Origin of the sequence: Lactobacillus helveticus DSM 20075 = CGMCC 1.1877 (assembly GCF_000160855.1) — a bacterium.
In the GTDB taxonomy this organism is placed as follows: Bacteria; Bacillota; Bacilli; order Lactobacillales; family Lactobacillaceae; genus Lactobacillus; species Lactobacillus helveticus.
In genome coordinates this window covers 246291-258040 of sequence record NZ_GG700753.1, presented here as the reverse complement: position 1 = coordinate 258040, position 11750 = coordinate 246291, and the positions used below count along the sequence as shown (strand labels likewise).

Below are 11750 nucleotides of genomic sequence, written 5' to 3'. Positions count from 1 at the left end.
ATTAGTAACGATGTGAGCACCTTGTGCTAATGAAAGTTTGCCTTCAGCAAATAATCAGCGTTATCAGCAGTGTTAGCTTGAAGCATTGGAGCAACAAGTGAACCCATGATTAAACCACCGTGGATACCGAAGAACCAGAAGAATGGAATAAGGAAACCAATGGCAATCGCACCACCGAATGAGTCTGAAATACCTTGAAGAGGAATTTGTAAAGTGTTGTAAATCCAGTTAAGGAAGTCAGTGTGTGCAAATGCGTTGAAACCACCGTAGATTAACATTGAACCAGTAAGGATAACACCTGAAGGAATCATAGCAGTAAATTGGTTAGATACTGCTGGTGGAACTTGAGCTGGCATCTTAATAGTCCAACCAGCCTTCATGATCATCGTGTAAATCCAACCGACAAGTAAACCAACGATAATTGCGGCGATCATACCGTCACCGCCCATCCACTTAGTGTTAATAACACCAGTAACAGGTGATTCAAGGAATGCTTGTAAGGCATGTGGCAACTTGTCGATGTTTTCAGTGACAACTTTACCACTCATAGCACCATTGTTGATACCAGCAGTCAAAGCAGCCTTTAATGGGTTGTCAATTGATAAGTTTTGTAACATTAAGAATGCAGCAGAGGTAAGACCAGGTGCTAAAGGTTCATAATTTTCATTCTTAACATAAACGTAGGCAATACCGATAGCTGCCCACAAACCCATCATCTGGAAAGTGGTGTTATTTGCTTGAGCGAAAACTGCACCCCAACCAGAATTGTTAATTGCATTAGCAACAGCTGGAATAGGGATGTTACCTAAAATCAGGAAGATAGACCCGATAATAATGAATGGTAATGAGCAAACCATACCATTTTGCAAAGCGGTAATAGCCTTCGTGTTAACGAATTTCATAATTGGCGGCATAATGTGTTGGTTAACCCACACGCCAAAGCCAGATTGTTTTTTATCAGCCATTATAATTCATCTCCATTATCTTTAAGTACCTTTTGGAACCAGTAGAATGATTTCTTAGGTACACGTTTTAAATCTTTTAAATCATGATTTGATCTGTTGACATATACAGCACCGTAGCGCTTTTCCATATCAGCATGGGAACTTGGAATATCAATTAAACCCCAGCCGAGATAACCAAGTACTTCGGCACCGTCATCAAAAATAGCGTCTTTCATAGCTTTGATATGATCTCGGTGATAAGCAATACGCTCATCATCTTCGATCATATGCTCGCCGTCCCAAGTTTCCTTGAGGCCAATACCATTTTCAATAGGGAAAATAGGGATGCGGTAGTAGTTGTACATTGTAGTAATTGCATTCCTAAATCCTAGTGGATCAATTGCCCAGCCCCAATCGTTTGTCTTAACATATTTGGATTCAACTCCGCCTTTGTTAAGGTAACGGTTAGGAGCTTCACCTTCAGGAATTTTATTGCTGGATAAAACCCAGGATGAATAGTAGGAAAATGCTAAGAAGTCAGCTTTCGCTTTCTTCATTATTTCTTTATCTTCATATGTAATGTCCATTTCAATGCCATGATTTTTAGCATATTGCATTACTTCTAGTGAATAACCACGTCCAGTGTCAGCATCGTAAATATTAAAGTTTAAAAACTCTTGTACTTGATTTGCTGCCCAAACATCTTCGGGTTTACTCGTTGCTGGATAAATTTGTTGGTAAGCAAGCATTCCACCGATTTTTACATCTGAGTAATTTTCATGGATGTAATTTGCTAATCGGATATGACACATCATCGTATGATGGAAGATAGTGTACATATCGTCCAAACTCTTATCTCCAGATTCGCAACCTGAAATATTAAAAACTTCATCTTGGAAATATAGATTATGTTCATTGAAAACAATCCAATATTTCACTCGATCACTAAAATGATCGATCATTTTTTTACCAAAACGGACAAAGGCGTCAACTACATTCTGTGACATAAAGCCATTGTACTTTTGGGCTAAGTTGAGTGGCATATCAAAGTGGTAAAGACAGATCATTGGTTGAATGCCACGTTTAAGCATTGCATTAACTAATCGATCATAGAAGTCAATACCTTTTTGATTGAAGTCGCCGTCACCGTCTGTACAGACACGAGACCATGAAATTTGAATACGGTACATGTTCATGTTCTTCAGTAAGTCGAGGTCTTCATCATATCTATGATATTCATCAATTGCTACATGCCAGTCACTAGTATTGTCAGTAGCAGGTCGGACATCATAGACTGAAAGACCCTTGCCGTCTTCATTCCATGCACCTTCAGTTTGCATACTTGAAACTGAGTTGCCCCAAAGGAATGTGGATGGCAATTTGCGCTTTTCAGTCATCTAGATCCTCTCTTCCCTCTGTAAGTACTTTCAACTCTTTAAACAGATAAGTATAGCGTAATGTATGCAAAAATAAATATCTTTTTATATAAAAAGATATACTTTTTAAAATGCAAAATAAAAAGCCCATTATATCGGGCTTTTAGTAGGGGTTAAATAACGATTATTGTTTAGTTTTAGCGGGTTTGTTCAAAATCAGCAACCGCACCACGTAAGTTAGCATCACTCTTTAAGCTGCAAAGAACGATTTCAGGTTTAATGCTGGATGGATTAACTTGATTGCGAATATGATCAATTTCTTGATTTAACAATGGAATTAATTTCGGATTGTTGGAAATTCCACCGCCAATTACAATTTTTTCAGGATCAAAACTTTGTTGAACGTTGTAGATTGCCAAGGCTAAGGAATGGATTAAAGTTTGGCGTTCATCGCTAGCCACTGGATCATCTTCATCTGCTAAAGCAAAGACGGATTTACCATCAAGTTTTTTACCAGTTCTTTCATTGTAGCGGTTAGCCATTGCGACTGGGGATGCAAGTTCACTAAGTGACTTTGTGTCCATATCCATGTAGCCAAATTCACCGCCGAAGAGATGAGCACCGTGCCAAACTTTTTGATTAATAATGATGGCACCACCAATACCCGTACCGATGACGAAGAAGGCCATGCTGTCGCTACCTTTACCTGCACCTTCTGCTAATTCGCCTAAAGCAGCAGAGTTGGTATCATTTTCAATAGAAACAGATAATCCAAAGCGCTTCTCTAATTCATCAACGATTTTAAAGTTATGGATGTATGGGAGGGCGCTAGTACCACCGATGATCCCAGTTTTTTGATTTACAGCATCGGGTGAAGAAATTGCAACACCTTCAATTTTGGTATCTTCTTTTATCTTATTTACTTCATCAGTTAATACAGTATAAAAAGTTTCTAAATCTTGGGGGTGTATCTATGGCATGCTTATTTTGTAATTTGCCATCTTTCCAAGTTGCTATTTTAATTGTTGTACCACCTATATCAATTGCGGCTAAATTCATAATCAAAAATCTCCTTAGTAAAAATATATACTTTTAAATCAATCATAATTATTCTTAAAAGCGTTGTCAATAATCAATCTAATGATAAAATGAAAATGTAAGAAGCATATAGGAGGCTTTTGTATGGTAAATCCAATTTTTGAAAATAGAAGAGCAGTCCGTAAATATTCTAAGGAAGCAATTTCTGATGACAAGATTCAAGAAATGATTGCTGCATTCCAAACTGCACCTTGTGGCATGCATCAAGCAGATGTGATGAATCTGGTCGTGGTTAAAGATGAAGGCTTGCGTAATAAAATTGAAAAGGTAACTGATAATTCTTGTTATAATGCACCAGTTTTGTTTTTAATAAATACTAAAAAAGATAGCGAATTTGGTGAACGGGATGCATCAGTTGCTGCGGAAAATATTATGCTCGAGGCAACGGATTTAAGTTTAGGTTCAATTTACATTATGGGCGGTGCTGCAAGACTTAATGATTTCAGCGATTTGCAACAAGAGTTGGGGATTGATCATGAATTTCAAACAACGGTAATCGTAGCTGTCGGTAAAAGCGCAGTTGAACCTGAAAAAGAAGATCGCTCTAAAAGATATCATGTAACTATCTATTAATAATGTAATTAGGGAGGGACATAAGTCTCTCCTTATTTTTATATTAAATTAGATATTCATACGCTTTTTAGCATATAATATTCATGATTACATGATAAAGATGAGGAAACTACGAATAAGAAAATTTTAGTAGGAATATCTATGCTTTTTAATGACTACGTTAACAGGCTGTAGTCAGATACATTTTGGAAAAGATGCAGTGACAATTGGAAATGTAAAGAAGGAGAAAAGTACTAAAGCCAAAATAAAAAAGGCACAGTCTTCGAGTAAGAAAACTGCGCCAAAAAAGAAGAAAGTAGTTAAAAAGAAAGCCACTAAGAAAAAGGTCAAAATTCCTAAAAAGAAAATAGTAAGTAAGTGGGACATTAAAAAGACGCAAAAGCTGCAAAAAGCTGTTAATCAATGGGGCAAGGCGATAGGGCAAAGTTATCGTTTTTATGATGGTAAACGCACTTTAAAGACTAAAAATGGTCCAACTTATCCTGACGTCCTTAAGAAAAATAGATTTTTGCTTAATAAAAAGATTATCAAGATAGGCTACAGTCTATTAGGGAAGAATGATTATCAATATAACGTTGTAGCCATTGCTAATGAGAATTTTAAGTCATGGCACAATACTTATTTATTCTGCTTGATGAAGGATAAACCAGTTATTTTGTTAGATCAATCTAAAAATACTAATCCAGTAATGGTCAAAGTAGTAAAAGGCAAAAAGCTGAATAAAGATTTTAGCAAAATATATACTGAAAAATAATTAAAAATATAACAAAAAAGCATGTAGAAATTAATCTACATGCTTTTTGTTGAAATTGTACTCAGTTATTCGAAATTAATCGTGGTCAATGTCATCTGGGAAGAATGCAAGACGTTCGCCCTTGCCAAGTTCTTCTTCAATTTCAAGTAAGCGGTTGTACTTTTCAACACGTTCTGAACGAGCTGGAGCACCAGTCTTAAGTTGACCACCGTTGATAGCAACAGCCAAGTCAGCGATGAAGGTGTCACCAGTTTCACCTGAACGGTGAGAAATCATAGTGTTGTAGCCGTTCTTACGTGACATACGGATAGTTTCAAGAGTTTCAGTAACAGTACCGATTTGGTTCAACTTGATTAATGAAGCGTTACCGGCACCTTCCTTGATAGCCTTCTTCAAAAGTGCTGGGTTAGTACAAATGAAGTCGTCAAGAACGATTTGAATACGGTCTTTGTGGCTCTTAGTGAACTTAACCATACCGTCAACATCGTTTTCATCGTATGGGTCTTCCATTGACATTAATTCTGGGAATTCGTCAAGAAGCTTGTCGTAGTAGTCTGCCAATTCTTCATCGTTAAGAACCTTGCCTTCAAGGTGGTACTTACCGTCTTCCTTGTTGTAGAAGTATGAAGCAGCACAGTCACATGCGATACCGATATCTTCACCTGGCTTGTAACCAGCCTTGATGATTGATTCGTGAAGAGCCTTCAAAGCTTCTTCTGAGTTCTTCATGTTAGGAGCGAAACCACCTTCGTCACCTAAACCAGTTTCGTAACCCATGTCTTCAAGAACCTTCTTCAAAGTGTGGTATACGTTAACGATCTTTTCGAAACCATCACGGAATGAAGTCTTAGCAATTGGAGTAATCATGAATTCTTGAATGTCGATACCGTTGTCAGCGTGTTCACCACCGTTGATAACGTTGTGGAAAGTTTGTGGCATTTCAAGATCAATACCGCCAAGGTAACGGTAAAGAGGTTGGTGGTTGTTGTTAGCTGCAGCAACAGCAGTAGCCATTGATACACCTAAGATAGCGTTAGCACCAAGACGACCCTTGTTTGGAGTACCGTCTAAGTCGATCATAGTTTGGTCGATCTTAGCTTGGTCATATGGATCCATACCCTTTAAAGCATCGTTGATTTCAGTGTTAACATTGTTAACAGCCTTTGAAACACCCTTGCCGCCAAGACGTGAGCCACCGTCACGTAATTCAACAGCTTCGTTTTCACCAGTTGAAGCACCTGATGGAACTTCAGCCTTACCTACGACACCGTTTGAAAGAGTAACGTGAACTTCAACAGTTGGGTTACCACGAGAGTCAAAAATTTCGAGTGCGTGTACATTTTCAATAACTGATTTGAGCATTAATAAACCTCCTCAAAAATTATGGTATGTATAAAAATTTGCATACCATACGGAACAATTCTTGCTCCGCTTTACAACTCAAATTTTAGCCTAACTTTGTGATTGTGTAAACATATGAAAGCGGTTTACATTTTAAAAATAGTAAAAACCATTAAAAAACGCTATACTCAAGAGCCATAATATATGTATGAAAATTTTACGAGAAATCAAAGGATTTTAAACATGGAAAATATTAAATTAATTCTTGATTCAAGTTCCAATATGGAAACTAACGAAAAAGAAAATTTACAAGTAGTCCCTTTAACTATTTCATTTGGAGGGCAAGACTATATTGATGATCAAACTCTCAACATGAAAGAGTTTTTAAGCAATATGAATAAAAATGATGTGGCAGGTAAGACTACTTGTCCTAGTATTCACGCCTGGCTTGAGGCATTAGAAGGAACAGAAAAGGCAATTATTATTACCATGACGAGTGGTATGAGTGGTACTTTTTCATCAGCGCTTCAAGCTAAGAAAATGTATGAGGAAAAGCATCCTTTAAGTAAAATTATTGTTGTTGATTCTAGAAGTGCCGGTCCAGAACTAACGATTGTTGCACACGGAATTGAACAAATGCTTAAAGGCAACATTCGCTTTGTTGACTTGGAAGGAGCAATCGCAGAATTTAGAATGCATACGCATCTATTATTTGTTTTGCAATCCTTACATAACCTTTCTGTAAATGGATGCGTAGCTCCAGCAGTAGCCAAAATCGCAGGTTTATTAAAAATCGCATTGCGCGAAGTCTTCAAATACATGCAAGAAGACAATTATCATGGCGGTGAAGTCATTATTGACCACTGTGAAAATGAAAAGGATGCTGAGACTCTTAAAGAAAAGATTTTGGCAGAGTATCCAGACGCTAAGGTTGAAATTAGACCAATGCGCGGTCTTTGCAGCTTCTATGCTGAAGAGGGCGGGTTAATGATTGGTTTCCATGAATAGTTGAAATTTGAGTAAAAGAAAAAGGTCACGTTTTGAAACGTGGCCTTTTAAAATGCTAAAAATAGTTGTTGGGAAATACTAAAGCAAACAATTGCTAAACTAGTAGCTCCAACGATGTCTGAGGGGTAGTGTGCTTTTAGGCTTAAGCGGGAAATAATTACCATCACCCATAAAGCAACAATGCCGATGATGAAGATTAACCCAAATTCTTTTGCAAATAATTGTAATAAAATTAGCCCCATCGTTGTTGCGCCAAGTACGTGACCGCTAGGGAAACTATAACCGTTTTCCATATCGGAATGCATGATTGGACGTCTGCGCTGAATTAGCTTTTTCATTACAATGCCAGATGCATCTGCAAAGCCTAAAGTTCCTAAAACCCAGATTGCAGTCAAGTTGCGTTCTTCGTTAAGTAGAAGACCTGCAAGCAAAACATCCCAAACTACCATTAACTTAGGATCATTGATAAAAGCAATTACCTGCCATTTGTAACCATCATGTTTTTTGACTAATTGATGGTGCAGCCAATGGTCAAATAGATTAAATCGTCGGGATGTTTTGATGTTGAAAATAAGTAGCAATAAAATTGAGACTGCCAGTAGCAATACAATATAACTATTCATTAATCTCTAGTATTCCTTAATTCCTATCTGTACTAATTACTTATATTTTAACCAGAAAAATCCAAAATAGTATCGATTTTTAGATAAAATTAATATTTAATTTTGGTAATTGAAGCAGGTCTTAGTGAGCATATCAAAAGTAATCAAGTCTTTAGAATCAAGATCTTCTTTGTTCATATCAACAACTTTGATTTGCTTGTCTGTATAAGTTGTGTAGTAGAAAATACCCTTATCTAAGTTGGTACCGTCTGAGTAAATAGTATATTCGAAGGAATCTGGACCTACTTGATCCAAGCCCTTTTGTTGAATGCTACTCTGACAAAACGTGATTCAGCGTCCATACCACCTGGCAAGTTACGTGAACCAAGACCGCGGCTGTAGCCATCCATGTTAATTTTGCTTGAGAAGTTGTTCTTAGGCATGGCAGGTGAAACGTCTTGGTAGTTGTTCAAGTTGAACAATTGCTTAGGGAATTGTGGGTTGTTAGTTAAGCAGCCGACAGGGTTGTCGTAAACGTGCATACCGTCTGCGTCAGTTTCAACAACAATAGAAGCACCAGTTTTATCTGCGATGATCCAGTGAAGTGGGGATACATGCATCTTGTCGCTGAAGTTCTTCTTAGTGATGTTGATCTTGGCTAATAACTTCTTAGCTTCTTCAACAGTAGCTGCTTGGCTTAAGATCCATGGGATGAATTCGAATGAGGCGATGTTGTCCTTGCCTTCTTTTACATCGTAGTAAATGGCATTATCAGGATAATTAAGGCCGCCCATTCCTAGACCTTTTTCATTAGCTGCGTCAAAGTATAAAGGATAACCACCAGCATTTAATGCAATACCAACCATTGCATAGTGATGATCGATTTCAGGCATATCACGGAATTTGAATACGTAGTCACGTGGGGTAATAATAACTTGTTGTCCAAAAGTGATTTCAAGGTCAAGGTTACGACCAAAGTAATGATCTTTAGGACTAAATATAATAGATGAACACATAATTGTTCTCTTTTCTATGTAACTATATCTTAAAATAAAGTACTAGAACTTGTAGCACTCAAGAAAAAAATTTAGCATAGTAATTTTAAAAATTATATAAAAACATAATTGCTTTTGGATTATTTACAATAATGAGTTATAATAATACCGTTATGGAGTGTTGGCAGAGTGGTAATGCACCGGACTCGAAATCCGGCGAACCAAGTTTTCCTTGGCGCGCAGGTTCAAATCCTGTACACTCCTTTTGTAACTACTTTTGCTAAAGTAGGAATTACCGCAGCTGCTTCAATCATTAACTTTGTTGTATTAACAGCTGCGCTTTCTGGAGCTAACTCAGGTATTTATTCTTCAAGTCGAATGCTGTTTAAGTTGTCGCATGACAAAGAAGCTCCTGGAATCTTTAAGCATATTTCTAAGCGAATTGTTCCAGATCGTGCAATTATGGGAATTTCTGGTGGTATTTTCATCAGTTTTGTATTAAACGTAATTGCTTCGCGATTTAACCATTCAGCTTCTGACTTGTTCGTCGTAGTCTTCAGTTCATCAGTTTTGCCAGGGATGATTCCATGGTTCGTAATTTTGCTGGCCGAACTTAGATTTAGAAGATATAATAAGGATATGATGGCAAAGCATCCATTTAAATTGCCACTATATCCATTTTCAAATTATTTTGCCTTTTTAATGCTCTTAGTCATTGTTGTCTTTATGTTCATTAACCCCGATACTAGAATTTCAGTTATCGTTGGTGCCTTGGTATTGATTGTGGCAACAATCGTATACTTGGTAAGACATAAGGGTCAATTTAAGAAAAATTAAGCAATAGATCCTAAATTAAGTTTTGGGATCTTTTCTTTTGCCTAATTCATGCAAACTACTAAATATAGTAACCTTGAATTATCAAAACTACTACATATATGGTATGATAATAGATAATGATTTCTTGAAAGGTGAAGAAAAATGGCGATTCTTGAACAACCATATTTAGATCTATTGCAAAAAATTATGTCAGAAGGGCATGGTAAAGATGATCGGACCGGGACGGGAACCAGAAGTTACTTCGGTGCTCAGATGCGTTTTGATCTTTCGCAAGGTTTTCCATTGTTAACTACTAAGAAGGTGCCATTCGGCTTAATTAAAAGCGAATTGCTTTGGTTTTTGAGGGGAGATACCAATATCCGTTTTTTGCTTGAACATAATAACCATATCTGGGATGAATGGGCTTTTAAGAACTGGGTAAATAGCAGCGAATATCAAGGCCCTGATATGACAGATTTTGGCTTGCGCAGTCAAAGCGACCCAGAATTTAACAAGATTTATCAGGCAGAGATGAAAAAGTTTGATCAGCGGATTTTGGATGACGAAGATTTTGCTAAAAAATATGGCAATCTAGGTGATGTCTATGGTGCGCAATGGCGACATTGGGAAAAGCGCGAAGGCGGATTTATTGATCAGATTGCTGACGTGATTAAGCAAATTAAGGAAACGCCAGATTCTCGGCGCATGATTGTTACGGCATGGAATCCTGAAGATGTGCCAACTAGTGCACTTCCACCTTGTCATGTCATGTTTCAATTTTATGTGGTAGATGGCAAAATCAGCGTGCAGCTTTATCAAAGATCTGGCGATATGTTCTTGGGCGTGCCATTTAACATTGCATCTTATTCGCTTTTGCTTAATTTGATTGCCCGAGAAACTGGTTTGCAAGTTGGTGAGTTTATCCATACTTTGGGGGATGCTCATATTTATCGCAACCACCTTAAGCAAGTTGAAGAATTGCTTAGCCGTAAGCCATATGATTCACCACAATTATGGCTTAATCCTGAAAAGAAAAATATTGCAGATTTTGAGATGAAGGATATTAAGGTAGTCGATTATCAGCATCATGGTACGATTAAAGCACCTGTTGCAGTTTAGGAATGAGATGGAAAATGATTGAATTTGTTTGGGCAGAAGATCAAAAACATCAGATAGGTTTAGATGGACATTTGCCGTGGCGATTGCCTGCAGATATGGCTCATTTTAAGGAGAAAACGATTGGTCATCCAATTATCATGGGAAGAAAAACTTTCATGAGTTTGCCAAGGTTATTGCCTCAGAGAAAGCATATCGTTTTAACCCATGATCAAGATTTGAAAAAGAAGTACCAAGATAATGATCAAGTAACAATTATTAATTCGATAGCAGAACTAGGTGATTATATTCAAAATCATCAGGGTGAAAAGCTTTGTGTGGTTGGTGGGGTGTCAATTTTTAAGGCATTGCTTGATCAAGTGGATGTTTTAGAAAAAACGGAGATCGACGCTACTTTTGAAGCGGATACGGTGATGCCGGAGATAGATTATGATCAGTTTAAATTGGTGAAGAAAGAACATCATGAAGCTGATGAAAAGAATAAATATCCGTACACTTTTTTTACTTATCAGAGAAAAATTAAATCCATTAAATAAAGAGGCGCGTTACTACGATGGTTAGTAACGTGTTTTTACATCTAAAAGTTTAGAACTGATGCTTTACTATGAATTCATAGTGAAATCCTATATAATTTGGTTATATTAAGGAGAATGCTATGACTACTTCAATTAAGAACTATACCAACACTTTCAATATTAGAGGCAAAGAAATCGAAATAACTGCGCCTGCACGATTTGATGATGCTACTCAAAAAGTTGTTCCAGATATGAAACTTGATAATGCAGCTGTGAAGATGGCTCAACAAAAATATCGTGAAATGTTCGATTTTATTAAACCTGAAGAAATTAAAGCATTATGACAAAAGTGGAATTTGACACAAAAGCAATTTGCAAAGGTGATAGGGTGTAGCCCATCTACTGTAGCTTTATATGAAGTAGGTGAAATTCCTACTAAAAGTAATAATCGGTTACTAAAAGTGATGATCAAAGATTCAAACGTAATGAAAGAATTCATTGCTGAAAGCAAGGCCGATAGTGATTTAGAAGAACTGTAAAGAAAAAATTAAATCCATTAAAAAAGAGCTCGCAAGTTGCGGGCCCTTTTGTTTCTTCGGTATAATGGTATAT

Annotated in this window: 11 protein-coding genes, 1 tRNA gene and 3 pseudogenes; 9 read left to right on the top strand and 6 right to left on the bottom strand. The window is 37.0% G+C overall.

All coding sequences use genetic code 11. From position 1 onward, the window contains the following. The 3 genes and pseudogenes from HMPREF0518_RS04850 to HMPREF0518_RS04840 all read right to left on the bottom strand — a co-directional run. Positions 1-965 (bottom strand): annotated as a pseudogene (locus HMPREF0518_RS04850) (PTS transporter subunit EIIC); the annotation flags it as partial. Next, positions 965-2341 carry a glycoside hydrolase family 1 protein gene (locus tag HMPREF0518_RS04845; protein ID WP_003626688.1) on the bottom strand — a complete coding sequence of 459 codons (1377 nt, stop codon included), beginning with the start codon at positions 2339-2341 and terminating at the stop codon, positions 965-967. The gene HMPREF0518_RS04845 and the pseudogene HMPREF0518_RS04850, both read right to left, overlap by 1 nt. Before the next feature lie 176 nt (positions 2342-2517). Continuing rightward, a pseudogene (locus tag HMPREF0518_RS04840) lies at positions 2518-3379 on the bottom strand (ROK family protein). 123 nt (positions 3380-3502) lie between these two features. Between HMPREF0518_RS04840 and HMPREF0518_RS04835 the strand changes: the two are divergent. Both HMPREF0518_RS04835 and HMPREF0518_RS04830 read left to right on the top strand, forming a co-directional pair. Then, positions 3503-3991 carry a nitroreductase family protein gene (locus tag HMPREF0518_RS04835; RefSeq protein WP_003626685.1) on the top strand — a complete coding sequence of 163 codons (489 nt, stop codon included), beginning with the start codon at positions 3503-3505 and terminating at the stop codon, positions 3989-3991. A gap of 199 nt (positions 3992-4190) precedes the next feature. Further along, positions 4191-4745, top strand: a complete 555-nt coding sequence (locus HMPREF0518_RS04830; RefSeq protein WP_020829130.1) for a DUF4767 domain-containing protein — start codon at positions 4191-4193, stop codon at positions 4743-4745. A 75-nt stretch (positions 4746-4820) separates the two neighbouring features. Here the strand turns inward: HMPREF0518_RS04830 and eno are convergent, their stop codons facing one another. Then, positions 4821-6107, bottom strand: a complete 1287-nt coding sequence (eno, locus tag HMPREF0518_RS04825) for a phosphopyruvate hydratase (RefSeq protein WP_003626683.1) — start codon at positions 6105-6107, stop codon at positions 4821-4823. Positions 6108-6329: 222 nt separating this feature from the next. On the opposite strand from eno, the gene HMPREF0518_RS04820 reads away from it, so the two are divergent. After that, positions 6330-7094 (top strand): DegV family protein, encoded by a 765-nt coding sequence (locus HMPREF0518_RS04820; RefSeq protein WP_023192918.1) that lies wholly within the window; start codon positions 6330-6332, stop codon positions 7092-7094. 47 nt (positions 7095-7141) lie between these two features. On the opposite strand, the gene HMPREF0518_RS04815 is transcribed toward HMPREF0518_RS04820, so the two are convergent. Then, a complete protein-coding gene (locus HMPREF0518_RS04815) occupies positions 7142-7717 on the bottom strand; it encodes a phosphatase PAP2 family protein (protein WP_003626680.1) in 576 nt (191 codons plus the stop codon). Between the two features lie 96 nt (positions 7718-7813). Continuing rightward, positions 7814-8712, bottom strand: a pseudogene (locus tag HMPREF0518_RS04810) (linear amide C-N hydrolase). A 154-nt stretch (positions 8713-8866) separates the two neighbouring features. Between HMPREF0518_RS04810 and HMPREF0518_RS04805 the strand changes: the two are divergent. The 6 genes from HMPREF0518_RS04805 (at position 8867) to HMPREF0518_RS10720 (ending at position 11677) form a co-directional block, all read left to right on the top strand. Further along, positions 8867-8955: transfer RNA gene (locus HMPREF0518_RS04805), tRNA-Ser, on the top strand. Next, positions 8941-9528 carry an amino acid permease gene (locus HMPREF0518_RS09730; RefSeq protein ID WP_080543077.1) on the top strand — a complete coding sequence of 196 codons (588 nt, stop codon included), beginning with the start codon at positions 8941-8943 and terminating at the stop codon, positions 9526-9528. The genes HMPREF0518_RS04805 and HMPREF0518_RS09730 overlap by 15 nt, the downstream gene beginning before the upstream one ends. A 141-nt stretch (positions 9529-9669) precedes the next feature. Beyond that, positions 9670-10626: a thymidylate synthase gene (locus tag HMPREF0518_RS04795; RefSeq protein WP_003626673.1), complete on the top strand. Its 957-nt coding sequence runs from the start codon at positions 9670-9672 to the stop codon at positions 10624-10626. A gap of 14 nt (positions 10627-10640) precedes the next feature. Beyond that, positions 10641-11159: a dihydrofolate reductase gene (locus HMPREF0518_RS04790; protein WP_020829131.1), complete on the top strand. Its 519-nt coding sequence runs from the start codon at positions 10641-10643 to the stop codon at positions 11157-11159. Between the two features lie 119 nt (positions 11160-11278). Continuing rightward, on the top strand, positions 11279-11482 hold the full coding sequence (locus HMPREF0518_RS10725; RefSeq protein ID WP_003626669.1) for a hypothetical protein: 204 nt from the start codon (positions 11279-11281) through the stop codon (positions 11480-11482). A 12-nt stretch (positions 11483-11494) separates the two neighbouring features. Beyond that, positions 11495-11677: a helix-turn-helix domain-containing protein gene (locus HMPREF0518_RS10720; RefSeq protein ID WP_003626667.1), complete on the top strand. Its 183-nt coding sequence runs from the start codon at positions 11495-11497 to the stop codon at positions 11675-11677. Positions 11678-11750 lie beyond the last annotated feature (73 nt).

What these genes read in the sequence shown, in the direction of transcription:
- HMPREF0518_RS04795 (WP_003626673.1), top strand. Translation starts at nt 9,670, where the DNA reads ATGGCGATTCTTGAACAACCATATTTAGATCTATTGCAAAAAATTATG.
- HMPREF0518_RS04820 (WP_023192918.1), top strand. Translation starts at nt 6,330, where the DNA reads ATGGAAAATATTAAATTAATTCTTGATTCAAGTTCCAATATGGAAACT.
- HMPREF0518_RS04790 (WP_020829131.1), top strand. Translation starts at nt 10,641, where the DNA reads ATGATTGAATTTGTTTGGGCAGAAGATCAAAAACATCAGATAGGTTTA.
- eno (WP_003626683.1), bottom strand. Translation starts at nt 6,107, where the DNA reads ATGCTCAAATCAGTTATTGAAAATGTACACGCACTCGAAATTTTTGAC.
- HMPREF0518_RS04815 (WP_003626680.1), bottom strand. Translation starts at nt 7,717, where the DNA reads ATGAATAGTTATATTGTATTGCTACTGGCAGTCTCAATTTTATTGCTA.
- HMPREF0518_RS10725 (WP_003626669.1), top strand. Translation starts at nt 11,279, where the DNA reads ATGACTACTTCAATTAAGAACTATACCAACACTTTCAATATTAGAGGC.
- HMPREF0518_RS04835 (WP_003626685.1), top strand. Translation starts at nt 3,503, where the DNA reads ATGGTAAATCCAATTTTTGAAAATAGAAGAGCAGTCCGTAAATATTCT.
- HMPREF0518_RS04845 (WP_003626688.1), bottom strand. Translation starts at nt 2,341, where the DNA reads ATGACTGAAAAGCGCAAATTGCCATCCACATTCCTTTGGGGCAACTCA.